At 66.9% G+C, this 24341-nt stretch carries 24 protein-coding genes and 1 tRNA gene; 16 read left to right on the forward strand and 9 right to left on the reverse strand.

Translation table 11 applies throughout. The annotated features are described in order from the left end of the window. Window positions 1–7: 7 nt before the first annotated feature. Window positions 8–931 (reverse strand): bifunctional helix-turn-helix transcriptional regulator/GNAT family N-acetyltransferase, encoded by a 924-nt coding sequence (locus AC07TU_RS04545; protein ID WP_495186706.1) that lies wholly within the window; start codon window positions 929–931, stop codon window positions 8–10. A gap of 75 nt (window positions 932–1006) precedes the next feature. Then, entirely contained in the window at window positions 1007–2116 is a 1110-nt protein-coding gene (gene mnmA / locus AC07TU_RS04550) for a tRNA 2-thiouridine(34) synthase MnmA (RefSeq protein WP_495186707.1), read from the reverse strand. A gap of 109 nt (window positions 2117–2225) precedes the next feature. Between mnmA and AC07TU_RS04555 the strand changes: the two genes are divergently transcribed. The 3 genes from AC07TU_RS04555 to AC07TU_RS04565 all read left to right on the forward strand — a co-directional run bounded on the left by AC07TU_RS04555 (window position 2226) and on the right by AC07TU_RS04565 (window position 3256). Next, window positions 2226–2462 carry a hypothetical protein gene (locus AC07TU_RS04555; RefSeq protein WP_495186708.1) on the forward strand — a complete coding sequence of 79 codons (237 nt, stop codon included), beginning with the start codon at window positions 2226–2228 and terminating at the stop codon, window positions 2460–2462. A gap of 100 nt (window positions 2463–2562) precedes the next feature. Beyond that, window positions 2563–2862: a CtrA inhibitor SciP gene (sciP, locus tag AC07TU_RS04560; protein ID WP_066578869.1), complete on the forward strand. Its 300-nt coding sequence runs from the start codon at window positions 2563–2565 to the stop codon at window positions 2860–2862. A gap of 130 nt (window positions 2863–2992) precedes the next feature. Beyond that, window positions 2993–3256 (forward strand): GlsB/YeaQ/YmgE family stress response membrane protein, encoded by a 264-nt coding sequence (locus tag AC07TU_RS04565; protein ID WP_495186709.1) that lies wholly within the window; start codon window positions 2993–2995, stop codon window positions 3254–3256. 61 nt (window positions 3257–3317) lie between these two features. Here AC07TU_RS04565 and AC07TU_RS04570 read toward each other — a convergent pair whose 3' ends face one another. Both AC07TU_RS04570 and AC07TU_RS04575 read right to left on the reverse strand, forming a co-directional pair. Next, the gene (locus AC07TU_RS04570) at window positions 3318–4031 is read right to left on the reverse strand and encodes an SIMPL domain-containing protein (protein WP_495186710.1); all 714 of its coding nucleotides are present in this window, start codon (window positions 4029–4031) and stop codon (window positions 3318–3320) included. Window positions 4032–4121: 90 nt separating this feature from the next. After that, entirely contained in the window at window positions 4122–4511 is a 390-nt protein-coding gene (locus AC07TU_RS04575; protein ID WP_495186711.1) for a GlsB/YeaQ/YmgE family stress response membrane protein, read from the reverse strand. Window positions 4512–4647: 136 nt separating this feature from the next. On the opposite strand from AC07TU_RS04575, the gene AC07TU_RS04580 reads away from it, so the two are divergent. The 3 genes from AC07TU_RS04580 to AC07TU_RS04590 all read left to right on the forward strand — a co-directional run bounded on the left by AC07TU_RS04580 (window position 4648) and on the right by AC07TU_RS04590 (window position 10348). Next, complete coding sequence (locus tag AC07TU_RS04580) at window positions 4648–5856, forward strand: efflux RND transporter periplasmic adaptor subunit (RefSeq protein ID WP_495186712.1); 1209 nt, start codon at window positions 4648–4650, stop codon at window positions 5854–5856. 21 nt (window positions 5857–5877) lie between these two features. Beyond that, window positions 5878–9012: an efflux RND transporter permease subunit gene (locus AC07TU_RS04585; protein WP_495186713.1), complete on the forward strand. Its 3135-nt coding sequence runs from the start codon at window positions 5878–5880 to the stop codon at window positions 9010–9012. Window positions 9013–9142: 130 nt separating this feature from the next. Further along, window positions 9143–10348: a DUF445 domain-containing protein gene (locus AC07TU_RS04590; protein WP_495186714.1), complete on the forward strand. Its 1206-nt coding sequence runs from the start codon at window positions 9143–9145 to the stop codon at window positions 10346–10348. A gap of 7 nt (window positions 10349–10355) precedes the next feature. Here the strand turns inward: AC07TU_RS04590 and AC07TU_RS04595 are convergent, their stop codons facing one another. Both AC07TU_RS04595 and AC07TU_RS04600 read right to left on the reverse strand, forming a co-directional pair. Continuing rightward, window positions 10356–10814, reverse strand: coding sequence for an ASCH domain-containing protein (locus AC07TU_RS04595; protein WP_495186715.1), 459 nt, complete (start codon window positions 10812–10814; stop codon window positions 10356–10358). Window positions 10815–10862: 48 nt separating this feature from the next. Continuing rightward, window positions 10863–11582 (reverse strand): HAD family hydrolase, encoded by a 720-nt coding sequence (locus tag AC07TU_RS04600; RefSeq protein WP_495186716.1) that lies wholly within the window; start codon window positions 11580–11582, stop codon window positions 10863–10865. Window positions 11583–11634: 52 nt separating this feature from the next. Between AC07TU_RS04600 and AC07TU_RS04605 the strand changes: the two genes are divergently transcribed. From AC07TU_RS04605 to AC07TU_RS04625, 5 genes are read left to right on the forward strand one after another with little or no spacing between them, the layout of a single operon-like run. Then, window positions 11635–12741 (forward strand): ABC transporter permease, encoded by a 1107-nt coding sequence (locus tag AC07TU_RS04605; RefSeq protein ID WP_495186717.1) that lies wholly within the window; start codon window positions 11635–11637, stop codon window positions 12739–12741. After that, on the forward strand, window positions 12741–13550 hold the full coding sequence (locus AC07TU_RS04610) for an ABC transporter ATP-binding protein (protein WP_495186718.1): 810 nt from the start codon (window positions 12741–12743) through the stop codon (window positions 13548–13550). The genes AC07TU_RS04605 and AC07TU_RS04610 overlap by 1 nt, the downstream gene beginning before the upstream one ends. Window positions 13551–13558: 8 nt before the next feature. Then, window positions 13559–14530, forward strand: a complete 972-nt coding sequence (locus tag AC07TU_RS04615; RefSeq protein ID WP_495186719.1) for an MlaD family protein — start codon at window positions 13559–13561, stop codon at window positions 14528–14530. Between the two features lie 8 nt (window positions 14531–14538). Next, the gene (locus AC07TU_RS04620) at window positions 14539–15147 is read left to right on the forward strand and encodes an ABC-type transport auxiliary lipoprotein family protein (RefSeq protein ID WP_495186720.1); all 609 of its coding nucleotides are present in this window, start codon (window positions 14539–14541) and stop codon (window positions 15145–15147) included. A 7-nt stretch (window positions 15148–15154) separates the two neighbouring features. Further along, window positions 15155–15643 (forward strand): GNAT family N-acetyltransferase, encoded by a 489-nt coding sequence (locus AC07TU_RS04625; protein ID WP_495186721.1) that lies wholly within the window; start codon window positions 15155–15157, stop codon window positions 15641–15643. Between the two features lie 5 nt (window positions 15644–15648). Here AC07TU_RS04625 and AC07TU_RS04630 read toward each other — a convergent pair whose 3' ends face one another. Beyond that, window positions 15649–16503, reverse strand: a complete 855-nt coding sequence (locus tag AC07TU_RS04630; protein WP_495186722.1) for a peptidylprolyl isomerase — start codon at window positions 16501–16503, stop codon at window positions 15649–15651. Between the two features lie 85 nt (window positions 16504–16588). Here AC07TU_RS04630 and AC07TU_RS04635 point away from each other — a divergent pair. Continuing rightward, window positions 16589–16679 (forward strand) — tRNA-Ser (locus AC07TU_RS04635). Between the two features lie 58 nt (window positions 16680–16737). Here the strand turns inward: AC07TU_RS04635 and AC07TU_RS04640 are convergent. Then, entirely contained in the window at window positions 16738–17241 is a 504-nt protein-coding gene (locus AC07TU_RS04640; RefSeq protein ID WP_495186723.1) for an SRPBCC family protein, read from the reverse strand. Beyond that, entirely contained in the window at window positions 17225–17578 is a 354-nt protein-coding gene (locus AC07TU_RS04645) for an ArsR/SmtB family transcription factor (protein WP_495186724.1), read from the reverse strand. Before AC07TU_RS04645 ends, AC07TU_RS04640 begins: the two co-directional genes overlap by 17 nt. Before the next feature lie 202 nt (window positions 17579–17780). On the opposite strand from AC07TU_RS04645, the gene AC07TU_RS04650 reads away from it, so the two are divergent. From AC07TU_RS04650 to AC07TU_RS04665, 4 genes are all read left to right on the forward strand, one after another. After that, on the forward strand, window positions 17781–19730 hold the full coding sequence (locus AC07TU_RS04650; RefSeq protein ID WP_495186725.1) for a TonB-dependent receptor domain-containing protein: 1950 nt from the start codon (window positions 17781–17783) through the stop codon (window positions 19728–19730). A gap of 51 nt (window positions 19731–19781) precedes the next feature. Further along, on the forward strand, window positions 19782–20519 hold the full coding sequence (locus AC07TU_RS04655) for a LytTR family DNA-binding domain-containing protein (RefSeq protein WP_495186726.1): 738 nt from the start codon (window positions 19782–19784) through the stop codon (window positions 20517–20519). Window positions 20520–20630: 111 nt separating this feature from the next. After that, the gene (locus AC07TU_RS04660) at window positions 20631–23006 is read left to right on the forward strand and encodes a TonB-dependent receptor plug domain-containing protein (protein WP_495186727.1); all 2376 of its coding nucleotides are present in this window, start codon (window positions 20631–20633) and stop codon (window positions 23004–23006) included. A 2-nt stretch (window positions 23007–23008) separates the two neighbouring features. Further along, window positions 23009–24328, forward strand: coding sequence for a dicarboxylate/amino acid:cation symporter (locus AC07TU_RS04665; protein WP_495186728.1), 1320 nt, complete (start codon window positions 23009–23011; stop codon window positions 24326–24328). Window positions 24329–24341: the final 13 nt, after the last annotated feature.

The following is a 24341-nucleotide window of genomic DNA, read 5'->3' on the forward strand; positions in this document are numbered from 1 at the left end:
CGAAGCGCTACAGGGCCAGCGACCAGGTCTGGCCGACGAGGTCCTTGCCGAAGCTGTGGTGCGGTGCTTCGTCGATCAGCCTGAATCCGGCTCGCTCATAGATATGGCGCGCGGCGGTCAGGATGCTGTTGGTCCAGAGATCGAGCCGGGCATAGCCAACCTCGCGGGCGCGGGCGATGCAGGCTGCGACCAGCATCTTGCCGACTCCTGCCCCGCGTGCCGCCGGTTCGACATAGAGGAGGCGCAGCTTGCCGACATCCGGCGTGTCCCCGCGGACGAGGAAGATCGAGCCCGCCATCCGTCCGTCGATGTCTGCGATCCATGCGGCCTCCCGTGCCGGATCGAAGTCCCGGTCGAAATCGGCGAGGATGCGCGCGACCAGCGCCTCATACTCGCTGTTCCAGCCATATTCGCCGGTATAGAGGATCGCCTGGCGCGCGATCACCTGGCCCAGGTCGCCCGGTTGCAAGCCGCGCAGCACCGGGCGGGGCGGGGTCTCATCCTCGAAGATGCGGGTGATGGTCGCGGCGGCGACGAGCAGGCCTTCACGCCGGAAGGGCGGCAAACCGTCGAGCAGTGTGCCGACCGCTGTCTTGGTGCCGGCCTCCAGCGTGGCGAACACCGCCCGGCCTTCGGGCGTCAGCGCCAGCAGCTGGTGGCGGCCATGCTCCGGGTCCTCCCGCGCTTCGACCAGGCCGCGCGCGGCGAAGCGCTTGAGCGTGCGGCTGATCTGCGCCGGGTCGAGTTCGAGCGCGCGGGCGATCTCCGCGCCGGTCGGGTCGGTGCGATGCGCCAGCTCATAGAGGATCCGTGCCTCGCTGAGCGTGAACGGACTCTTGTCGAGATGCGCTTCGAGCAGGCCGAGCCGCCTTGTGTAGGTGCGGTTGAAGGCGCGCAGGGCCGCCACATCCGCCGCATCGTCGCTTGTCATGCTCCGCCATCCGATAGTGTTGACTGAATCAACATTACCGAATGTTGACTGAGTCAACAAGTGGGTTTGTGGCGTTCAGGCCGTCGCCAGTTCCGCCCGCTCGGTTTCCTTGATCCAGCCGCCGCCCAGGACGCGTTCGCCGGCATAGAGCACCGCCGCCTGGCCGGGGGCCACGCCATATTCGGGCGTTTCGAACACCACGCGGCCGTCTTCCATCCGGGCCGGGGCGGGCTTGGCCATCGAGCGGACCTTGGCGGTCATCGGCCCGTCATAGCTTCCGCCGAGCCAGTTGACGCCCTCGATCCGCGCGGCGCGCACGGCGAGCGCGGTCTTGGGGCCGACCACGACTTCGCGGCGCTCGGGGTCGAGGCGGATGACGTAGAGCGGCTCGGGGCTGCCGCCGATCTCGAGCCCGCGGCGCTGGCCGACGGTGAAGTGGATCAGCCCGCGATGCTCGCCCAGCACATTGCCGGCCTCGTCGACGATTCGGCCCGCAGTGTCGGCTTCGGGCCGCAATTTCTTCACCAGCCCGGCATAATTGCGGTCGGGTACGAAACAGATGTCCTGGCTGTCGGGCTTGGTTGCGACGCCGAGGCCGATCTCGGCCGCGATCTCGCGCACCCGGCTCTTGGGCATCGCGCCGAGCGGGAAGCGCAGGAAATCGAGCTGGTCGCGCGTGGTGGCGAACAGAAAATAGCTCTGGTCGCGCGCGGGATCGGCGCCCTTGTGCAGTTCCGGCCCCTCCGGCCCGACAACGCGCTGCACATAATGGCCGGTCGCGAGGCAGTCGGCGCCCAGGTCGCGGGCGAGCGCAAACAGGTCGGTGAACTTGGGCCCCATGTTGCATTTCACGCACGGGATCGGCGTGCGGCCGGCGAGATACTCGTCGGCGAAATCGTCGATCACCTGTTCGCGGAAGCTGCTTTCATGGTCGAAGACATAGTGTGCGATGCCGAGCCGGTCGCACACGGCGCGCGCGTCGCGGATGTCGCGGCCCGCGCAGCAGCTGCCCGAACGGCCGGTCGCTTCGCCATGATCATAAAGCTGAAGCGTCACGCCGATCGTCTCCGCGCCGGTGCGCGCAGCGAGTGCGGCCACGACCGAGGAATCGACGCCGCCGGACATGGCGACGACGATCCGCCGCTTGTCCAGCGGTCCGCTCAACTGAAAATCGGGTCCGGTCATCGCGCCGCCACATAGGGATTTGCAGGCCCGGATGCAAAAATCGGTCGGCGTTTACTCCCCCTTCAACCTTCGGGCTTATCCAAAATGGGTGGATTTGACCTCAAGGTGAGTGGCGTACGTGGACCTGAGCTTCCGATTCGACCGGGACGTTGCGGTGATGACCGCCATCCCCACCGAACTCGCGGTGCTGATGGTTGGCATCGCCGCCCGTCAGGCGGCGAGTCCTACCGCGCAGCTTCAGGCGGCGCTCGACCGGCCCTTGCCGGTCGGTGCGCTGTTCACTCCGGTGCACGGTGCGTTCAACCGCGCCGTGGAAGTCGCGCTAACCGGCTGGAAAGAGCAATGAAGGCGGCGTTTACCGTGCCGCTTAGCCGATGCTCAAGCCGGGACGACTATGGTCGTTACAGAACAAAGACGGGGACCCCCCGCCCTGATCGAGGTAGGTAATGATTGAAAACCAAAAGATCCGCCCGGCAAAGGTGATCGGACCGCTCGGAGAGCCGCTGACGCTCGACACGCTGCCGCCCCCTGAAACGACCCGTTGGGTGGTCCGCCGCAAGGCGGAGGTGGTCGCGGCCGTCAATGGCGGCCTGCTCACTGTCGATGAAGTGTGCGACCGCTATGGTCTCACCGTCGAGGAATTTGCCGGCTGGCAGCGCGCGATCGACCGGTCGGGCATGCCGGGGCTGCGCGTCACGCGCATCCAGCACTATCGCTCTCTGTATGAGCGGCAGCAGAAATACTGACCGCATAGCGGCCATTCGAGTTCTCCCATCCGCCCGCGCCTCAAAACGCGGGCGGAACCATTTTGGGCGCTGACGAGTCTGTTCTCCGCAAGCGCCCGCAGCGATGCGGGTGCAAAGATGGAGGAAAATCATGGACCTCGTCGGAATCATCGTGTGGTTGGTGATCGGCGGCGTCGTCGGCTGGCTCGCCAGTCTGGTGATGCGGACCGATGCGCAGCAGGGTATCCTGCTCAATATCGTCGTCGGTATCGTCGGCGCCTTTATCGGCGGTCTGATCTTCAGCGGCGGCTCGATCAATCAGGGGCTGTCGGTGTACAGCTTCATCGTGTCGCTGGTCGGTGCGATCATCCTGCTCGCGATCGTCAATCTGGTCCGCCGCGGTTCGGTGCGTTGAGCGTTCCACCGTGACCTGAAGCAAATAGGGCCGCTCCCCTCAGAGCGGCCCTTCTTGATTCTTACTTCAGCAGGAAGCGCACCCGGATCGTCACGCCGACGCGCTGCTCGCCCGGCACCAGTTGGGTCGAATCCTTGGCTTCGGCACGGGCCATCATCACCGGCATCGGGCCGGGCATGCCGCCATCACTTCCCTCGCTCAGCGACACCAGCCGCTCGACCCGCATGCCCAGCGCCCGGGCATAGAGGTCGGCGCGCGCGCGGGCGCGCTTTACAGCGTCGGTTCGGGCTTCGTCCTGCGCCGCCTCGATCTGGTCGATCGACAGGTTCGGCCCATCGATCTGGTTCGCACCCTGCTTGACCAGCGCGTCGAGGATGTTGCCGCTCTTGGCGATGTCGCGGAACTTGACCGAGACGGTGTTCGACGCCTGATAGCCGGTGATCACCGGCGGCTGGTTCTCGGCATAGCGATATTGCGGGTTGAGCGAGATGTTCGCCGTCTGCACGTCGCGGTCGGCGACGCCCGCGGCCTTGAGCGCAGCGATCACGCTCTTCATCTGCGTCGCGTTGGCGGCGAGCGCGGCGGCGGCGGTCGGCGCCTGCGTCACCACGCCCGCGCGGATCGTCGCGATGTCGGGAACGCGAGTCGCCTCGCCCTCTGCGACGACATCGAGAAGCGTGCCGTCAGACACGGACGCACCCGGCGCCGCCACCTGCGCAGCGGCGGTCAGGGGAAGCGCGGCGGCAACGGCCGCGAGAGTCAGCAATCGAACCATTTAATGGGGCCTTTCCAGCTTGTTGTTCCGCCGCGCTAACGGTCGGCGGAACAACGGAAGCTGAACGGACCCAATGAAGGAAACCCGTAATCAGGCCGCCCGACGGGCAATGACGACACGGTACAGCGCCAACAGCACGACCGCGCCGATCGTGGCGGCGATATAGCTGGCGAACTTGCCGGTCAGGGTGATGCCGATGGCCGGCGCGATGAAAGCTGCGAGCAACGCGCCCGCGATACCGATCAGGATGGTCACGATGATGCCGCCCGGATCCTTGCCGGGCATGATCAGCTTGCCAAGAGCGCCTGCGACGAGGCCGATGAGGATCCAACCGATAATACCTTCGGGCATGCCTTCCTCCTGTTCTGCGGTTTCCGCCAAGGGAAACGCGGGGAACTTGCCTGAGGATGGCGGCGCTGCAAACCCCGATTCGACAACGCACCGCAGCATGGATTCGCGGCCTGTCCCCTTGCGGAACAAGACGAAAACGGGCAGTTAGTCGCGCACGGATCCGGGTGGGGTGACGACGGCTCTTGAGGCCGGTGATTTATTCAGATAATACAGCGCGACGGAAAAGGCCCGTTCAGGCCGTCTATGGCCGGGGAAGGGGTCGCGCATGAACTATGAGGCACGGATGTTTGGCAGGGACGAGCAGCTGGCGATTGCCGGTGAAGGGGAAGTGCGGTCGCGTCGGCGCTGGTGGATCATTGGCGGGCTGATCGCGCTCGCGGTGCTCGCTGCCGCCTGGTTTGCCTTCGCCTCGGGCAAGGCTGACGGGGAGAAGGCTGGCGCCGCCGCCAAGGGCGCTGGGGGCGAAGGCGGCGGGCGCCAGCTTCCTGTGGTGAGCGTCGCCGTGCCCGGCCGCCAGGAGATTGACCGTGTGATCAGCGGCACCGGCTCGCTCGCTGCGCGTCGTGAAATGCCGGTCGGTGTCGCGGGCGAGGGGGGCGAGGTGACGCGCGTGCTGGTCGAGCCGGGGACCTGGGTCGCCGCCGGCCAGGTGCTCGCGACCGTCGATCGCTCGGTCCAGTCGCAGACTGCGCAGTCGCAGGCCGCCGGGATCCGCGTTGCACAGGCCGATCTGGGCATCGCCCAGGCCGAACTCGACCGTGCCAAGCAACTGGTCGCGCGCGGGTTCGTCTCGAAGGCCGATATCGACCGCAAGACCGCGACCCGCGATGCCGCGGCGGCGCGCGTCCGCGTCGCGCAGGCGCAGCATTCGGAAACCGCCGCGCGCAATCGCCGGCTCGATATCCGCTCGCCGGCCGCCGGTCTGGTCCTCACACGTGCGGTCGAGCCGGGGCAGATCGTCAGCGCCGGTTCGGGCACGCTGTTCCGCGTCGCGCAGGGCGGCCAGTTCGAGATGCGCGTTCAGCTCAGCGAAGCCGATCTTCAGCGCGTTCCGGTCGGCGCGCGCGTCGATGTGACGCCGACTGGTACCGAGGAGAAGTTCGCGGGCCAGGTGTGGCAGGTCTCGCCGGTGATCGATCCGCAGACCCGTCAGGGCATCGCCCGCGTCGCGCTGTCCTATAACAAGGCTTTGCGTCCCGGCGGCTTTGCCAGCGCAACCATCCATTCGGGCGGGCAGGTCGCGCCGATGCTTCCGCAATCGGCGATCCAGAGCGACACCAAGGGCAATTTCGTCTATATCCTGAATGCCAAGGACGAGGCCGAGCGCCGCCCGATCACCACGGGCGACGTTTCCGACGCGGGCGTGGCGATCACCTCCGGCCTGCAGGGTACCGAGCGGGTCGTGCTGACCGCGGGCGCCTTCCTCAATCCGGGGCAGAAGGTGAAGCCGAACCTCACGAAGCTGCAGCGCTGACGCGGATCTAAGGACACAGCCATGGGTTTTCGCAACATCTCGGCCTGGTCGATCCGGAACCCGGTTCCGCCGATCGTTCTCTTCATCGCACTGACGATCGCAGGGTTCGTCAGCTTTGCGCGGATGGACGTGAACAACGATCCGGACATCGATTTCCCGATCGCGATCGTCACGATCAGCCAGCCGGGTGCCGCGCCGACCGAGCTTGAGACCCAGATCACCCAGCGCGTCGAATCCGCGGTGCGCGCCCTGCAGGGGATCGACCAGATCGAATCGAACGTGACCGAGGGCAATTCGACCACGGTCATCCAGCTCGATATCGGTACCCCGATCGACCGCGCGGTCAACGACGTGCGCGAGGCGATCAACCAGATCCGCGGTCAGCTGCCCGACGGCATCCTCGAGCCGCAGGTGTTCCGCGCCAACACCACCGACAACGACATCGCCAGCTTCACCGCCATCGCCACCGACATGACGATGGAAGAGTTGAGCTGGTACGTCGACAACTCGGTGACCAAGGAATTGCTGTCGGTCTCCGGCCTGACCGCGGTCGATCGTGTCGGCGGCGTCAACCGCGAGATCCGCATCATCCTCGATCCCGCCAAGGTCCAGGCCTATGGCCTCACCGCGAGCCAGGTGAACCAGCAGCTGCGCCAGGTGAACCTCAACGCCGCGGGCGGCCGCGCAGAGATTTCGGGTACCGAACAGTCGGTGCGCGTGCTCGGCAACGCTGCGAACGCCCATGCGCTCGGCCAGACCCAGATCGCGATTGGCGGCGGCCGCACCGTGCGCCTGTCGGACATCGCGCAGGTCAAGGATCTCTATGCCGAGCTGCGCAGCAATGCCGAGTGGAACGGCAACCAGGTGCTCGCCTTCGACATCAAGCGCGGCAAGGGCGCTTCGGACGTCGCAGTCTTCCATCAGGCCGAAGAGAAGCTCAAGAAACTGCAGGAGAGCAACCCCAAGGTTCGCTTCGAGGTGCTGTTCAACAACACCGAATATGCCGAATCCCAGTATAAATCGGCGCTTTGGGCGCTGATCGAAGGGTCGGTCCTCGCGCTGATCGTGGTGTTCCTGTTCCTGCGCGACTGGCGCGCCACGCTGATCTCGGGCCTGGCGATTCCGCTGTCGGCGATCCCGACCTTCTTCTTCATGGAGCTGCTCGGGTTCAACCTGAACCAGATGACCTTGCTCGCGCTCAGCCTGGTGGCGGGCGTGCTGGTCGACGACGCGATCGTGGAGATCGAGAACATCGTCCGCCACATGCGTATGGGCAAGACCGCCTATCAGGCGTCGATCGACGCGGCGGACGAGATCGGCGTTGCAGTGGTCGCGACCACCATGTCGATCGTCGCGGTGTTCCTGCCCGTCGGCATGATGCCGGGCATTTCGGGCCAGTTCTTCAAGAATTTCGGTCTCACCGTCGTCGCGGCGGTGCTGATGAGCCTTGCCGTCGCACGCCTCATCTCGCCGATGATCGCCGCCTATTTCCTCAAGGCGAAGGGCCACGCCACCCATGGTGAAGGGTGGATGATGGACCAGTATATGAAGATCCTGCACTGGACGCTTCGCCACCGCTGGTCGGCGATCGTCGGCGGGATCGTCAGCCTTGCGCTCACGGTGATGTTCTTCGCGATCCTGCCCAAGACCTTCCAGCCGAATCTCGATCAGGATGCGGTGACCGCGAGCATCGAGATGGTGCCGGGTACGACGCTTCAGCAGACCAAGGTTGTGGTCGACCGCGTCCGCGACCTGCTGGCCAAGCAGGAAGGGGTCGAGAACACCTATTCGCGCTCGTTCGTCGGCAATGGCCGCGTCACCGCGATGCTCGCCGACAAGCGCCACTTCAAGAGTGATGAGTTCGAACGCCGGATGACGCCGGCGCTGGCTGCCATTCCCGACGCCCGCGTCTCGTTCCGCAACCAGCAGGGCTGGGGTGGGTCGGGCCGCGCGCTGACGATCACCCTGGGCGGTGAGGATCCAGCGCTGCTGACCCGCACCGCGCAGAAGATCGTCGAGGAGATGGAGGGGCTCAAGAACGTGGTCGCGCCGCGTATCTCGGGCGATCTCCAGCGACCTGAGATCGTGATCCGCCCGCGGATGGACCTTGCCGCCAATCTCGGCGTCACCACCGCGGCGCTCTCCAGCGCGATCCGGATCGCGACCCTGGGCGATATCGACCAGAACAGCGCGCGCTTCTCGCTCTCGGATCGCCAGATCCCGATCCGCGTCGCGCTCGAAGAGGATGCGCGCGCCAAGCTGTCGACGATCCAGAACCTGCCGGTTCAGACCCAGTCGGGCGGATCGGTGCCGTTGAGCCTGGTCGCCGATATCGGCTTCGGTGCGGGGCCCACCCGTATCGACCGGATCAACAAGCAGCGGCGCATCATGATCGGTGCCGACCTTGCCCCCGGCGTGGTCAGCGGCGACGCGATGAAGCAGATCGACGCGCTGCCGACCATGAAGAACCTGCCGCTCGGTGTCGGCAAGCTCGAGGTTGGTGCCGCCAAGTGGCAGGCGGAGATGATCCAGAACTTCATCATCGCCGTGGTGGCTGGCATCTTCCTCGTCTTTGCGGTGCTGGTGCTGCTCTACCGGCGCTTCGTGTCGCCGCTGGTCAACATGGGATCGCTGCTGCTCGCGCCGCTGGGCGGGCTGTTCGCGCTGTGGATCGCGGGCCAGCCGATCTCGATGCCGGTCTATATCGGCATCCTGATGCTGCTCGGCATCGTCGCCAAGAACTCGATCCTGCTGATCGACTTCGCGATCGAGGAGATGGAGAAGGGCGTCGACAAGATGACCGCGATCGCCGATGCCGGGCACAAGCGCGCCCAGCCGATCGTGATGACCACGGTGGCGATGGTCGCGGGCATGGTGCCGACCGCCGTCGCGCTCTCGGGCGACGCCGCCTGGCGTGCGCCGATGGGCGTCACCGTGATCGGCGGTCTGATCCTGTCGACCATCCTGACGCTGCTGATCGTTCCGGCGAGCTTCAGCCTGGCGATCGGGGTCGAGAAGTGGATGGGGCCGCGTCTGCGCCGCCGCCTGCTCACCTACACGCCTGGCGACGAGCATGGCCCGCAGGGCGGCGCCGTGATCGAGCAGCAGGGGCGTCTCGGCCATCAGGGCGGGGAGGGACCGCAGCCTGCCGAGTGAACCAATTGCGCGCGGGGGGATTGTTACGGGTATGAACCCGTCTCCCCGCGCGTTTTCGGGCCGCGCGCGCGCTGCCCCCCTGCTCAATGGTCGCCTGCGCCGCGAGCCCGCACCACCGGGTTTGCGGCGGATGCGTTTCATCGCGACCGGCCTGCTGGTGGCGATGGCTGCCGTCTATCTGGCTGCGCGGCATTATGAGCCGCTTCATCCGGCTGCGGGGTTCATCCGCGCCTTTGCCGAGGCTGCAATGGTCGGTGGCCTTGCCGACTGGTTCGCGGTCACCGCGCTGTTCCGCCACCCGCTCGGCCTCCCGATCCCGCACACCGCGATCATCCCGCGCAACAAGGAACGGATCGCCACCGCGCTCGCCAATTTCCTGCGCGACAATTTCCTGGTCCCGCGCGTGGTCGCGCGGCGGATGAGCGGGGTCGATGTCGCGGGCGCAGCAGGCAAATGGCTGGCGCAGCCGCCTGAAAGCTCGGGCCGCCTGCGCCGTGGCGCATCGCGCATGGCTGCGAGCCTGCTCGAATCGCTCGACCAGGAGCAGCTTGGCGGCATGATCAAGAGCGCGGTCGCCAATCGCCTGCGCCAGACCGATGTGGCCCCGCTGATCGGCCAGGCACTGGGCGCGGCCATGGCCGAGGGCCGCCACACGCCGCTGATGGACGGCATGCTGCGCTGGCTTGCCAAGGTGATCGACCAGAACGAGGCGCTGATCCGCAAGATGGTGCACGAGCGCGCCGGCTCGATCATGCGCTGGACCGGGCTCGACGAGACGCTGGCCAATGCGATCATCGACGGCCTCTACAAGCTGGTCGCCGACGTCGCCGAAGATCCCGGCCACCCGCTGCGCGCCAAGGTCGAGGAGGGGCTGGAAAAGCTCGCCTTCGACCTCCAGTTCGACATTCCGACGCGGATGAAGGTCGAGGAGTTCAAGTCCGATCTGCTCGACAATCCTGCGCTCGCACGCTGGATCGAGGGGATGTGGGAGCAGGGACGTGCGGCCTTGCTCCGGGTCGCGCGCGATCCCGATGCTGCGCTCGCGGGCAAGCTCGGCGACGCGCTGCGCCAGCTCGGCGAGACCCTCCAGAACGACCCGCGGCTCAGCCACATGATCAACCGCTTTGTCCGCCGCGCCGCGGTGGGCACCGCGGCAGACTATGGCGACGGCATCGTGCGACTCGTCTCCGACACCGTCCGCGGCTGGGATGCGCGGACGATCACCGGGCGGCTGGAGAATGCGGTGGGGCAGGACCTGCAATATATCCGCATCAACGGCACGCTGGTCGGCGGACTGGTGGGGCTGGCGATCCACACGCTGCACACGGTGCTGTAAGTCGGGCTCAGGCCGGCAGCACGACCTCGAACCGTTCGCATGCGATCAGCAGGTCGCCGTCGACCGGGGTATCGCTGCCTACCAGCACGCGTTCGTAATAGGCTTGGTGGGCAGCGCGCCACCATTCGAGCGTCAGATCGCCCTCGCCCTCGTCACGCGCGAAGTCAGCATCGACGTCGGCGAACTTGCAGATGTCGACCGAAGTGGTCCGGATCACCGCGCGCGCTTCACCGTTCCAGCCGGTGATCACGGCATAATCGCCGGCCTGGGGCATCGGGATGTTGTCGCGTTCCAGTTCGGCAAGCGACGATGCGGTCGCGCGCTTCTGTCCCGCGACGACCAGATCGGCGCAAGCGTCCGCATCCTCCTGATTGTCGCAGAAATGATAGACGGCCTGCGCTTCGACAGGCGCGGAAGGATCGACAAGGCGGTAACGCTGCCACAGCGCGGATACGGACGGGTTCATGCGCTTGAGTTATCAGCGGAATCCAGCGCACTCAACCTGGGCCCGCTGTCACCCCTCCCAGTCCAGCACGGTCCATCCCCGCGCCGCTGCCAGCTTGCGCAGCGGCCCATGCGCGTTGACCGCGAACGGCTCGTCCGCCCACTCCAGCACCGGTGCGTCGGAGACATGGTCGCTGTAGAAGCGCACGCGCAGGTCGCTGCGCGCGATCCCCTCGCGCGCCATCCAGGCCTTGATGAGGCGCAGCTTGGCGGGGCCGTAGCAATTCTCGCCCTCGATCCCAGCAAGGACGTTGCCGTTGGTATCGCGCCGTGCCTCGGTCGCGATCACCTGTTCGATGCCAAGTCGCGCGGCGATGGCGCGGGCGTAATAGCCATGGCTGGCGGTCGCCAGCACCGGCTCCCAGCCGCCCGCGCGATCCGCCTCGACCCGCGCGCGCGCGTCGGCGAACATGTTGGACGCCGCGACGCTGTCGGCAAAGGCCTGCGCCACCGCTTCCAGATCATTGGGCGGGATGGTGCGGCCGAGCATCAGCCGGTGAGTGACCTCCTTGAGCTTCGCGCGGTCGATCGCCTTTGCGAGATACAGGAGCGATGCGATTCCGGCCGCGGGCAGCAATGCCAGCCGCCAGGGCGCGCGGGCGATCGCGGCATGGATCAGGAACGGCGTCCAGGTCGCCTTTCGCGTGATCGTCTTGTCCATGTCATAAATTGCAACACTTCGCATCGGAACCTTCGCGGCGCTTCCGGGATTGGGTCGGAGACGAAACATCTGTAAAGGCAAGCGCTTGCCGTACCAGCCCGAATAACCCATGGATGAGCGGATGAGCGCGCCAGCCGACTTCCAGCACGACGTGGCCGACGGGGGGACGCTCCGCTTCAGCGGCAATCTGTCGCTGCGCGCGATCGGCGACCTGCCCGAGCGGCTGGCGGCAGTGCAGGGCCCCGTCGCGCGGCTCGACATGAGCGGGATCGACCGGATCGACACGGTCGGCGCCTGGCTGGTCCACCGCTTTGCACGTGATCATGACGCGGCGGTATCGGGGCTGGGCGCGGATTCGCAGCATCTGTTCGACCAGGTCGCAGGCGCCGACCGGCCGGTCGAGATGCGGCCGGGCCAGCTCGGCGCCTTCCAGCGCCTGCTCGCCGAGATCGGCGAAGCGGTGATCCAGGCCTTCCGGACGCTGTACGGCCTGCTCGGCTTCATGGGCGCGACCGCGATGGCGTTCGGCCGGGTGCTGCTCAACCCGAGCAGCTTCCGTTTCCATGCGACCGTCCACCGGTTCGAAGTGGTGGGTGTCACCGCGCTCGGCATCATCGGGCTGATGAGCTTCCTGATCGGCATCGTCATTGCTCAGCAGGGTGCGGTGCAGCTTCGCCAGTTCGGCGCGGAGGTGTACACGATCAACCTGCTCGGCCGGCTGACCTTGCGCGAGCTTGGCATATTGATGACCGCGATCATGGTCGCGGGACGGTCCGGATCGGCGTTCGCGGCGCAGCTCGGCACGATGAAGCTGACCGAGGAAATCGACGCGATGCGCACCATCGGCGTCAATCCGATGGAGGCGCTGGTGCTGCCGCGCGTGATCGCGGCGGTGGTGATGCTGCCGCTGCTCGGCTTCTATTCCTCGGTCATCGCGATGATCGGCGGCGGGCTGCTCTGCTGGATCTCGCTCGACATTCCGCCGATCACCTTCGTCCAGCGCCTCCGCGAGGTGGTGCCGATCACCGATCTTTATGTCGGGATGGTCAAGGCGCCGGTGTTCGCTGCGATCATCGCCATCGCCGGCTGCTATCAGGGGATGCAGGTGGAGAGCGACGCCGAGCAGGTCGGCACGCGCACCACCACCGCGGTGGTCCAGGCGATCTTCCTGGTGATCGTGCTCGACGCCTTTTTCGCCGTGTTCTTCACCGAAGTGGGGTGGAACTGATGACGGCGCCGACCTTTGCGGGCGATGCGGTCATCCGCGTGCGCGGCTTGCGCAACAGCTTCGGCGAGCAGGTGGTGCACGAGGGGCTCGACCTCGACGTGCGGCCGGGCGAGATCCTTGGCGTGGTCGGCGGATCGGGGACCGGCAAGTCGGTGCTGATGCGGTCGATCATCGGCCTGCAGGAACCCGATGCGGGATCGATCGAGGTGTTCGGTGAGGATGTGCGCCATCTCGATACCGACGAGGCGATCGAGCTGCGCAAGCGCTGGGGCGTGCTGTTCCAGGGCGGCGCGCTGTTCTCGACCCTGACCGTGGCGGAGAATGTCCAGGTTCCGCTCAAGGAATTCTACCCGGCATTCGACCAGGCGCTGCTCGACGAGATTGCGGCGTACAAGGTGGTGATGACCGGGCTGGCGCCGGACGCCGGCCCCAAATATCCGGCTGAGCTGTCGGGCGGCATGAAGAAGCGCGCGGGCCTCGCCCGCAGCCTTGCGCTCGACCCCGAACTGCTGTTCCTCGACGAGCCGACCGCGGGGCTCGACCCGATCGGCGCAGCTGCGTTCGACGAACTCACGCTGGCGCTGCAGCGGACGCTGGGGCTGACGGTGTTCCTGATCACCCATGATCTCGATACGCTCTATGCGATCTGCGATCGGGTGGCGGTGCTGGCGGACAAGCGGGTGATCGCGGTCGGCACCATCGACGAATTGCTCGCGCTGGATCATCCGTGGATCCAGGAATATTTCAACGGCCCGCGCGGCCGCGCCGCAGTGAGCAGCGTGGAACGCGCGGAGGCCAGGGCGACATGAGGCACTAGATGGAAACCCGGTCAAATCATGTGCTGGTCGGTGCGGTGGTGCTGATCCTGCTCGCCGTGCTGGCGTTGTTCACCGTGTGGCTGGCGCGGCTCAACACCGCTGCGGAGAAGGAATATGATATCTTCTTCAAGCAGGCGGTCGATGGCATCGCCAAGGGATCGTCGGTCGCCTTTTCGGGCGTGCCGGCGGGGCAGGTCAAGGAAATCGCGCTGTTCCCGCCCGACCCGAGCCTGGTGCGCGTGCGGATCAGCGTGAACAAGGAAGTGCCGATCCTTCAGGGTACCACCGCGACGATCCAGGGCGTGGGCTTTACCGGGGTCAGCCAGATCCAGCTCGACGGCGCGGTCAAGGGTGCGCCGGTGATCGAATGCCCCGAGGTCAATCCGCGCAGCGTCTGCCCGCTCGGCGTGCCGGTGATCCCGACCAAGCAGGGCGGGCTCGGCGCACTGCTCAACACCGCCCCGCGGCTGCTCGAGCGGCTGTCGACGCTGACCGAGCGGCTGACCGAGCTGCTGTCGGATCGCAACCAGGCGTCGATCGCCGGCATCCTCGAGAATACCGACAAGATGACGGCTGAGCTCGCCAAGGGCGCGCCCGACCTGCGCGCCGCGATCGCCGAGCTGCGCAACACGGTGAAGCAGGCCGGCTTCGCCGCCGAGCAGATCGGCAAGCTTTCGGGTACCACCGATCAGGTGCTGGCAAACGAGGTCGGCCCGGCGATGAAGGACCTGCGCAAGGCAATCGCTTCCGCCGACGGGAGCATGAAGGCGCTTGAGCGTACGCTGGGCAAGGCCGATGCAGGGCTTGATCAGGTGTCGGCGCAGACGATCCCCGAGGTGAACCAGCTGATCCAGGACCTGCGCGGAATGGCGATTGCCCTGCAGTCGGTCGCCGAGAAGGTTGATCGCGGGGGCGCCGGATCGCTGATCGGCGGACCCAAGCTGCCCGAATATGAACCCCGGAAGAAGTGAGCCAGACGATGAAGAAGCTCGCCCCCCTCGCGCTCGTGCTGCTCCTTGGCGGTTGCATCCGCTTCGGTGCCGACGCCCCGCCCTCGCTGCTTACTCTCACGTCCGACGCGTCGATCGCCGTGGGCGAGACGGCGAGCTCGGCGACGGCAAAGTCGATCAGCGTCGCCACGCTCAACGTGCCGCAGGAACTGGTGGTGGCGCGGGTACCGGTGCAATCGAACGCGACCAGCATCGCTTACCTCAAGGACGCGCACTGGGTGGAAGCGCCTAGCCGGCTGTTCGCGCGGTTGCTTTCGGACACGGTTTCGGTCCGCACCGGGCGTGTCGTGCTCAGCCTGCGCCAGTCGCTTTCGGATCCGGGCGCGCGGCTCGGTGGTGATTTGCGTGCGTTCGGGATCGATGCCACGACCAATGAGGCGGTGGTGACCTACGACGCGACGCTGGTGCGGGATCGCCCTGCGGAAGCCAGCGGCGCGCGTGCGCCGCTGACTTTCGAGAAACGCCGCTTCGAGGCACGCGTGCCCGTTGCCGCGATCGACGCGGCATCGGCAGGCACGGCACTCAATCGTGCGGCCAATCAGGTCGCGGGGCAGGTCGCCGACTGGGTCGGGCGCTAGACCGGCCATGCGCTGGCGCGCGATGACCGGAGCGGATGTGGCGCGGGTGGGCGCGCTCACCAAGATCGCCCATGAGGAATATTGGGAAGATACCGCGATTTTCGCCGCCTGTTTCCGCCTCTATCCGGCGGGCTGCCATGTCGTCGACATCGGTGACGGGGAGCTTGGCGGCTATCTGATCGCGCATCCGGGACGCTTCGATACACCATCGGTGCTCCATGTCCCGCTGGCGCGGCTGCCCGAACCGGCGGATTGCTACTATCTCCACGATCTGGCGCTCGCGCCGGTGACGCGCGGACACGGCTTGGCCGGCGCTGCTGTGGAGATCGTCCTTGCCGACGCACGCCGCGCCGGGCTCGACACGATCGCGCTGATCGCAGTCGGCGACGCGCATGATTTCTGGCGTCATCAGGGCTTCGTTCCGCTCGGCGACGGGCTGGTCGATCCGGCGAAGGGCTATGGTGCCGAAGCGCGCGCGCTGATCCGCAGGATCTGAGCCGCTCAGGGCGCGCGGCGCACCGGCGGCATCACATTGCAGATATCTGCCCCGCCCGAGGGCAGGTTGAAGAAGGGCGGCTCGCGATTCTCGCGCGTCTTCACCCAGGCGGCGAAGCGCGGATTGTCGGCGGCGCGATACTGGAAATGCGGGCGTTCGGCGGCGGGCAGCTCGCTGGCAAGGCGCACGCTGACGATCGGCACATATTGGCCCTTGTCCTTGTAGAGGCCAAGGCCGCCTTCGGTGCCGCGCGGCAGCGACGAGAGATGCTCGATCCCCTCGAGCACGCGGCCGACGATCGCGATGTTGCGGTCGAGATGCCGCGGGGCATGACCAATGACCGCGTAAAGATCGCCGCCGCTCCCGGTGCTCGGTGCCATATCGCGCGCCACGCCGACCATCCCGTAGCAATGCGGGAGCCAGGCGACCTTGCCGTTGGTGGCGAGCGGCCAGCCATCGGCACTGTGCCCCGCGGCGGTCGAATAGGGATCGGTACGGGTGAGCTTGGTCACCGCGTCATAGCGCTGCCAGTCATATTCGGCAGGCGGCTGGGCGATCACGCCCGCGGGCAGCGCCTTCTTCTCGGTCGGATCGCCCCATTGCACGACATAATTGTCGTGGACGCGATAGACGCTCTCGCCGTCCCACCAGCGTGCCGCGGCGAGCTTGCGGATGTTGGCGACATGCATCGGCGTGTAGCGCGGCGCGAGGCGGATATAGACGCGCCGGTCGCCGGCCAGCGTCATCACCAGCAGCTCGTCATCGGGCACCGGCTTCCAGTCGGCGGGCAGCGGATCGGACGGCTTGGGCGCCACGGCTGGAGCGGCCTGAAGAGCGAGCGCTAGGGCAAGGGTCAGCATGGCGCACAGGCTGGCACGGAGGCCGGCTGCGCGCAACGCTTGCGGTGATCGCCGCAAATCACTAGGGCAGCGCCTCCTGGCATGCGGAGCGGTGGCCGAGTGGTCGAAGGCGCTCGCCTGGAAAGTGAGTATACGTCAAAAGCGTATCGAGGGTTCGAATCCCTCCCGCTCCGCCATTTGCCGCCGTTTCCTGCCCAAGAGCAGGCCGTCCAGCGCCGAATTTTCCGGCCAGCGCTACTCGCTTATGCTGGAAAGCAGTTCGTCGAGCTGTTCCATCTGCTCCGGCAATCCGGCCGCCGAGCCCTGCAATGCTTCCTCAAGCGCCTCCGCAGACGGATAGACCTCGTGGAAACTCAGTAGCGTCCTCCCGTCCTGGTCTTCGAAAGTCACAGTGGTGATCGCGCCTTCCTCGCCTTCGTCATTGGTCCAGACGATGCGCTCGTTCGGCACCACTTCGAGATATTTGCCGTAAAAGGCCATGGTCTCTGATCCGCCGGCGCTGAATTCCAGCCGGTATTTGCCGCCGGTGCGGACATCCATATCGCACGATACCAGTGAAACGCCGGTCACCGATTTGGGCATCCACCAGCGCCGGAACAGCTCGGGCTGGCTCCACGCCCTGTAAACGATACCCGGCGGCGCATCGAATGTCCGCGTCACGACGAGTTCGCGATCCCCCTTGCGCTCGACCAATGTGCGATTCTGCGCACCGTCTGCACCGCTAGCTTGCTGATCCATCGCTTTCCTCCAGTTTCAGTTCGCTGATGATCTCGTCCAGCGCATCGAAGCGATCCTCGAAGAGCTTGCGGTGCGCCTCGATCCACTCGGCCTCTGCCTTGAGGCCGCGGCTCCCGAGCTTGCAGCTTCTCACCCGTCCGACCTTCTGCGTGACGACGAGCCCCGCACGCTCGAGAACCTGGACGTGCTTCTTCATGCCGGTCAGCGTCATCTGGAACCTGTCCGCGAGGCTGGTGATCGACGCCTCCCCTCGCCCAAGCTGATCGATGATCCCGCGGCGGGTCGCATCGGACAGCGCCGCAAACGACAGGTCGAGGGAAGGGCTATACTGAACCATATGGTTCAGTGTTTAGCGTGCCCGCGCAGGCAGCGCAAGCGTCACTCGCTTTCCGCGCCCCGGGCAAGCCGTTCGAGCTTCTGTGTGGGTGCGCGTTCGTCCCTTCGTCACAAGTTTCGTCCCGCCGCACCGGCGCGATTGCTGGCCGACGGTCGGCTGCGCAAGCGCTGCCCCGGATCATTTCCATCAGGATGTTCCGGCCATGTCACTTTTCACGTCCCTTCCTGCCAGGGCCCGTTTCGGCACGATCGCGGCCATGTTGTTTGCCGCTGCCTCAGCCGCCGCGCAGAATGGCGACAGCGCGCCGGAAGCGCAGGACAGCGCAGCCGGCTCTGCCGAGGATGCGTTCGGCGCCAGCGTCGGGATCAATCAGGTCGGGCTCTATAGCCCCTATCAGACGCGCGGGTTCGACCTGATCTCGACCGGCGGTTCGTTCCGGATCGACGGCTTCTACTTCCATCCCGCGGCGCTGCCGTCGGAATCGCTGGTTTCGGGGTCGTCGATCAACGTCGGCATCGCGGCGACCGCGCTCGACCTGCCCATACCGACCGGCGTGGTCGGCTACCGGCTCCGCGAGCCGGGCGAGCAAAGCGCGCTGTCCGTCACCGCGGGCACGCGCGGGTTCGGCTCTCCCAGCGTCGAGGCGCTGGGAAGCCTGGTGAGTGGCAACGGCGAATGGGGATTGGTCGCGCACAGCTTCGTCGGCCCGGACGAGAAATGGTCGACCGGTCAGGACGGCGCGCGATACGATGTGGGAGCCGTGTTCCGCTGGAAGCCCGCGCCGGCAACGCGCCTGCGCGTCTTCGGCGGGATCAGCCGCCAGTCGCATGACGGGGATCTTGCGGTGCTCGCGCAGGGCAGCGCGATGCCGCCGCCGCTCCGCGACCGACACAATTACAGCCCCGACTGGGCGCGGGCGCGTGTCCTGAGCCGCAATTTCGGCGCGCTGTTCGAACACCGCGCGGGCGGCTGGACGCTGGGGGCTTCAGCGGTACGATCGATGCGCGATTCCGGCCGCAGCGACACGACGGTGCTGGCCATCGACCGCGCCGGCAATGTCACGAGTACCCTGTACCATACGCCCATCGCCGACGCGCGGTCGGACTCGGTCGAGGTGAAGGCGTTCCGGACCTTTGCGCTTGCCGGCGCGACGCATCGCGCCGGGCTCGCGCTCCGGCACCGCAACTCGGTCAGCCATCGTGCCGACGCGATCGCTGTTCCTGCAGGACGCTTCACGGTCGCGGACGGGCCGGTCGCCGTGGCGCGGCCGGTTCTGCCGGCGAATGCACCTCTGAGCCGCGACCAGGTGGACCAGACCATTCTGAGTGCGACCTATGAGCTCGCCGCCGGCGAGGCGTTCGAGCTTCGCCTGGGCGCGCACCGCAACCGCTATGCGAAGAGCTTTCGCGATACGCGTGGGGCACGATCGGCACAGACCGACGAAACCTGGCTCTACAGCGCGTCGGCACTGTGGCGCCCGGCTGCGAGATGGCGGATTTTCGCCAGCTATGTCTCGGGGTTGGAGGAATCGGGGATCGCCCCTGACGCCGCGGCCAATCGCGGCGCGGTGCTTCCCCCGGTCGAAGCCCGCCAGTACGAGATCGGCGCGCGGTTCGATATCACGCCGGGCCTCGGTTTCATCCTGGCCGGGTTCGACATCCGCAAGCCGATCTACGGACTGCGCCCGGACTCGGTCTATGCGCCGGTCGGCACTGTCCGCCATCGTGGCATCGAGGCTTCGCTCACCGGACAGCTGACGCCGGCGACCACAATCGTGCTGGGCGCCAATGTACTTCAGGCACGAGTTTCCGGCGCGCTGGTCGATGCCGGGACGGTGAACCCGATGGCGCCGGGCGTATCGCGCTTCAACGCGACGATCGCGTTCGAACACAGGCTGACCGATCGCTGGAGCCTCGACGCCTATCTGCTCTACGAGGGTCGCCGCCGTCGCGACAATGTGAGCACGATCGAGGCCGCGGGCGTGCCGTTCGGCTATCTCGGCGCGCGCTACGACTGGACCGGCACCGGGCTTTCGCTGCGGACGCAACTGGTGAACATGTTCGACCGCAAAGGCTATTACGCGACGCCCTATGGTCCGCTGGTGCCGGTGACGGGACAGCATTGGCGTATTTTGGTAACCAAGCGGTTCTGAAATGGTAATAATGCGGCGCGGTCGTGCGGTACCGGAAGGAGCGCCTGAGCAATGACAGAGGGAGTTGCGCGTTTTTCAGGGGTTCGGCGCGGAACGACGCCCGGGCTGGCCCGGTTGCTCGCGCCGCTGGCCTTGTTTCCGGCCGGGGCGGCCTATTGCATGCTTTCCGAACTCGCCTTCACCGACGATCGATCGGGGCTGGCCGGGAGCCTGATCTGGGCGCTGGCGACGCTCAGCCCCTGGGTGGCTGGGGCAATGATCTTTGAACGCGGCGCACGCATGGCGCGCAGGCGGACGCGTCTGCTCCTCATGGCACTGGCGCTTGGCTGCGTCGCCTATGCGGCGAGCGGTGCCATCGCGTTGTGGCTGGGCTCGGACGCGAAGGGGGCCTTTTTCAGCCGGCTGCCCTTGCTCGGCGCGGCCATGCTCGGGGCGCTGCTCTATCCGCTGCCGCGGATTGAGCAGGCCGGGCATGGCCTGACTCCGGCGGCGGATGATCCGCCGGTGGCGCCCGCCGATATTCTGTTCGCGAGCGCGGCGGGAAACTATGTCGAGCTCTATACCGAGCAGCGCATCGTGGTGTGGCGGCAGACCATGGGCAATGCCGAACGCGTGCTGCGCAAGGCCGGCTTCGTCCGGGTCCATCGCTCCTATCTGGTGCCCTGGCGCAGTATCGACGTGCTGGTGCGCGACCGGAAGGGCGTGGTCGAGGTCGCGCTGCTCAACGGCCGCAGGCTGCCGGTGTCCAGCCGTTATGCGAACAATCTCGCGGATCGAACGCTGCAGTGAACCCGGCGGGTGCCGCCCGGCAAAGCTCGCATTGACGGCGGCACATCTTTTCTAGGCTTCAAATCCCATCTTCGAAGTATGATTTCGGGCCCTTCATCGAAAGGGGTTCCCATGCGTAGACTCAAGTTCCAGCTCGCCGCGACCGTCGCCCTGGTGGCGTTGGCGCCCGCCTATGCTGCCGCGCAGGAAGCGGAGAGCGATTCTGCGGCCGGCCAGGCAGGCTCCGGGGAAGAGATCGTCGTGACCGGCACGCGCGCCGCCGGACGCTCGCGGCTCGACACCGCTGCGCCGGTCGATGTGCTCTCGGTCAACGGCCTCCGCCAGCAGGGAACCACCGAGCTCGCCCAGGCGCTGTCCAACGTCGCCCCCTCGGTCAGCTTCGCGCGCCCGGCGGCGACCGACGCCACCGATGCGATCCGCCCCGCGACGCTGCGTGGCCTCTCACCCGATCAGACTTTGGTCCTGATCAACGGCGTTCGCACCAACGCGTCCGCCTCGCTCAACGTCAACGGTACCGTCGGCCGCGGCGCGGCGGCAGTCGATCTCAACACCGTGCCGACTGCGGCGCTCGACCGGGTCGAGGTGCTGCGCGATGGCGCCTCGGCGCAATATGGATCGGACGCGATTGCCGGCGTCATCAACCTGCGGCTGCGCGAAGCACGCTCGGGTGGCGGCGCGACCGTCACCTATGGCTTCTACAACACCGATGTGAACACCGCGCGGGCAAACCGCCATGTCAGCGGTGAATCCACCGTCACCGCCGCCGGCTGGCAGGGCATTGCGCTCGGCGCCGAAGGCTTCCTGACGCTGTCGGGCGAATATGTGCACCGCAACCCGACCAACCGCTCGGACATCCCTGCCGCCAATGCGCCGACCGGCGCGAATGGCATCGCCCCGCAGGGCCGCTTCGGCGATCCCAAGGTCGATCAGTACACGCTGTTCGCCAATGCCGGCGCGCCGCTCGGCGGCGGCTGGGAGGTCTATGGCTGGGCCGGCTACCAGCAGCGCGACACGTCGAGCGCGGCCTTCCCGCGCCCGAACAATGCCGCCGCTGTCCAGTATCTCGCCGCGGTCGGCTATCCCAACGGCTTCCTGCCGCTGATCGAGACGCGCTCTGAGAATCTCACCTCGGCGCTCGGCATCAAGGGCGAGGTCGCGGGCTGGTCGGTGGACCTGACCGCGGGCTATGGCCGCAACAAGGTCGGCTTCCGCACCGAGAATTCGGCCAATTTCTCCTGGGGCGCCGCGTCGCCGCACAGCTTCTACGATGGCGCGGTGATCTACGACCAGTGGACCGCGGGCCTCGACGTGGCGCGCCAGTTCGACGTGCTGGGATCGCTCAACGTCGCCTGGGGTCTCGAAGGGCGGCGCGAGGGCTACAAGATCACCCCGGGCGAGCCGGCTTCCTACTCGGCCCCCACAACCGGCGCGGTTCCCGGCGCACCGACGATCGCGCAGGGCTTTGCCGGCTTCTCGCCGCTCAACGCGATCGAGCGCAGCCGCCGCTCGGGCAGCATCTATCTCGATCTCGAAGCGCAGCTCACCGACAGTTTCCTGATCGGGCTGGCGGGCCGCGGCGAAACCTATTCGGACTTTGGCGAGATCGCGACCGGCAAGGTCTCGGCACGCTACGATATCACCCCCGGCATCGCCCTGCGCGGCACCGTTTCGACCGGTTTCCGCGCGCCGTCGCTGCAACAGCAATATTTCACGTCGATCTCGTCGGTCATCTCCGGCGGCAACGTGATCGAGACCGGGACCTTCCCGTCGAACGACCCGCGGGTCGCATCGCTCGGTGCGCGTGCGCTCAAGCCCGAGCGTTCGACCAACTTCTCGGCAGGCACGGTGCTGCGCTTCGGCGGGTTCGACCTCACCGTCGACGGCTATCTCATCAAGCTGCGCGACCAGATCGCACTGTCGGAGAATATTCCGGTCACGACGCTGCCCAACATCAGCGCGGCGCGCTTCTTCATCAACGGCCTGCGTTCGACCACCAAGGGTATCGACGTCGTCGCGCGCTACAAGCTGCCGACCGCGGCGGCCGGTACCTTCGACTTCACGCTCGCCGGCAATTTCAACGATGTCGAGCTGACCCGCCGGCCCACCACCGCACTGTTCGGACGCAACCGCGTGCTGACGCTGGAAGAGGGCACGCCGCGCGAGAAGGTGTCCGGTGCGATCGACTGGGCCCAGGGGCCGTTCGGGGTGACGGCGCGCGCGACCTATTATGGCGACGTGACGCAGCCGGGAACCACTCCGGCGGGCGACATTCACACCGGCAAGCATACGATCACCGATCTCGAGCTGCGCTATCGTGCGCAGAAGGGGCCTGAGATCGCGCTCGGCGTGAACAACCTGTTCGATGTCTATCCGGACCGGGTGAGCGCGGCGCTGAACGCATCCAGCGGTGTGCTCGGCTTCCCCTATTACTCGCCCTTCGGGTTCAATGGCCGCTATCTCTACGCGCGCCTCGGCCTGAGCTGGTGAGCATGGCGACGGCAGCCGGTGCCCGGCGGCGGCTGCCGTCGTTCGGGGTCCAGGTGCTCGCGGGCATGGCGCTCGGGCTGCTGCTCGGGCTCGCCGCGCGGGCGCTTGGGCCCGACCAGATCGCGGGTGCGGCGCTGGGGGAGGGGCTGCGCACGATCGGCCAGATCTTCGTCCAGCTGCTGAAGGCGCTGGTACCGCCGCTGGTCTTCACCGCGATCGTCGCGTCGATCGCGGCGTTGCGCGATCTCGACAATGCCGCGCGGCTCGCGTGGCGGACGTTGTTCTGGTTCGCGGTCACCGCGCTGATCGCAGTCACGATCGGCATCATGCTCGGCCTTGTCATCCAGCCGGGGCTCCATGCCGGGATCGATCCCGCGGCGGCCAGGGTACCCGCCACCAGCGGGTCGTGGCTCGACTTCCTCAAGGGACTGGTGCCCGCCAACTTCCTCGGCATCACCGCTTCGACCGCGGTGGCCGATGGCCGCGCGACCACGGCGCTGTCGTTCAACATCCTCCAGATCATCGTCGCCGCGGTCGCGGTCGGTGCGGCGGCGGTGCGCATCGGCGAGAAGGGGGAGCCCTTCCTCGCCTTCAACGCCTCAGCGCTCGCGCTCTTCCGCCGTCTGCTGTTGTGGGTGATTGCGCTGACCCCGATCGGCAGCGCTGCGCTGATCGGCGATGCGGTCGCGCGCTACGGCTGGGACGCGCTGTCGGCGCTCGGCGCGTTTGCGGGCGCGGTCTATCTCGGCCTGCTGCTGGTGGTTGCTGTGGTTTACCCGCTGCTGCTCGTGGTGAACGGCCTCAATCCGCTGCGCTTCTTCGCCGGGGCATGGCCCGCGATCCAGCTCGGCTTCGTCTCGCGTTCGTCGATCGGGACGCTGCCGGTGACCGAAGCCGCGGCCGAGCGGCTGGGCGTCCCGCGCGCCTATGCCGCCTTCGCCGTTCCCCTCGGCGCGACGACCAAGATGGACGGTTGCGCCGCGATCTATCCCGCGATCGCCGCGATTTTCGTCGCGCAATTCTACGGGATCGCGCTGACGCCGGCGAGCTACGCGCTGATTGCCTTCGTTTCGGTGATCGGATCGGCGGCGACCGCGGGGCTGACCGGCGCGACGGTGATGCTGACGCTCACCCTGTCGACGCTCGGCCTCCCGCTTGAGGGTGTCGGGCTGTTGCTTGCGATCGATCCGATCCTCGACATGGGCCGGACCGCGGTGAACGTCGCGGGACAAATTCTGGTGCCGGCGATCGTGGCCAAGCGGGAGGGCGTGCTGGACGACGCGCGTTTCGACGGCGCGGAACCGCTGCCTCAGCCCGCATAGAGCGACGGGCCGC

It is taken from the genome of Sphingomonas sp. GW821-FHT03E12, assembly GCF_059420685.1.

Coding starts and splice junctions, on each gene's coding strand:
- AC07TU_RS04660 (WP_495186727.1), top strand. CDS start 20,631: ATGCGTAGACTCAAGTTCCAGCTCGCCGCGACCGTCGCCCTGGTGGCG.
- AC07TU_RS04630 (WP_495186722.1), bottom strand. CDS start 16,503: ATGCTGACCCTTGCCCTAGCGCTCGCTCTTCAGGCCGCTCCAGCCGTG.
- AC07TU_RS04645 (WP_495186724.1), bottom strand. CDS start 17,578: ATGGTTCAGTATAGCCCTTCCCTCGACCTGTCGTTTGCGGCGCTGTCC.
- AC07TU_RS04585 (WP_495186713.1), top strand. CDS start 5,878: ATGGGTTTTCGCAACATCTCGGCCTGGTCGATCCGGAACCCGGTTCCG.
- AC07TU_RS04655 (WP_495186726.1), top strand. CDS start 19,782: ATGACAGAGGGAGTTGCGCGTTTTTCAGGGGTTCGGCGCGGAACGACG.
- AC07TU_RS04625 (WP_495186721.1), top strand. CDS start 15,155: ATGCGCTGGCGCGCGATGACCGGAGCGGATGTGGCGCGGGTGGGCGCG.
- AC07TU_RS04615 (WP_495186719.1), top strand. CDS start 13,559: ATGGAAACCCGGTCAAATCATGTGCTGGTCGGTGCGGTGGTGCTGATC.
- AC07TU_RS04650 (WP_495186725.1), top strand. CDS start 17,781: ATGTCACTTTTCACGTCCCTTCCTGCCAGGGCCCGTTTCGGCACGATC.
- AC07TU_RS04590 (WP_495186714.1), top strand. CDS start 9,143: ATGCGTTTCATCGCGACCGGCCTGCTGGTGGCGATGGCTGCCGTCTAT.
- AC07TU_RS04570 (WP_495186710.1), bottom strand. CDS start 4,031: ATGGTTCGATTGCTGACTCTCGCGGCCGTTGCCGCCGCGCTTCCCCTG.
- AC07TU_RS04605 (WP_495186717.1), top strand. CDS start 11,635: ATGAGCGCGCCAGCCGACTTCCAGCACGACGTGGCCGACGGGGGGACG.
- AC07TU_RS04665 (WP_495186728.1), top strand. CDS start 23,009: ATGGCGACGGCAGCCGGTGCCCGGCGGCGGCTGCCGTCGTTCGGGGTC.
- AC07TU_RS04565 (WP_495186709.1), top strand. CDS start 2,993: ATGGACCTCGTCGGAATCATCGTGTGGTTGGTGATCGGCGGCGTCGTC.
- mnmA (WP_495186707.1), bottom strand. CDS start 2,116: ATGACCGGACCCGATTTTCAGTTGAGCGGACCGCTGGACAAGCGGCGG.
- AC07TU_RS04640 (WP_495186723.1), bottom strand. CDS start 17,241: ATGGATCAGCAAGCTAGCGGTGCAGACGGTGCGCAGAATCGCACATTG.
- AC07TU_RS04545 (WP_495186706.1), bottom strand. CDS start 931: ATGACAAGCGACGATGCGGCGGATGTGGCGGCCCTGCGCGCCTTCAAC.
- AC07TU_RS04610 (WP_495186718.1), top strand. CDS start 12,741: ATGACGGCGCCGACCTTTGCGGGCGATGCGGTCATCCGCGTGCGCGGC.
- AC07TU_RS04580 (WP_495186712.1), top strand. CDS start 4,648: ATGAACTATGAGGCACGGATGTTTGGCAGGGACGAGCAGCTGGCGATT.
- sciP (WP_066578869.1), top strand. CDS start 2,563: ATGATTGAAAACCAAAAGATCCGCCCGGCAAAGGTGATCGGACCGCTC.
- AC07TU_RS04620 (WP_495186720.1), top strand. CDS start 14,539: ATGAAGAAGCTCGCCCCCCTCGCGCTCGTGCTGCTCCTTGGCGGTTGC.
- AC07TU_RS04600 (WP_495186716.1), bottom strand. CDS start 11,582: ATGTTTCGTCTCCGACCCAATCCCGGAAGCGCCGCGAAGGTTCCGATG.
- AC07TU_RS04595 (WP_495186715.1), bottom strand. CDS start 10,814: ATGAACCCGTCCGTATCCGCGCTGTGGCAGCGTTACCGCCTTGTCGAT.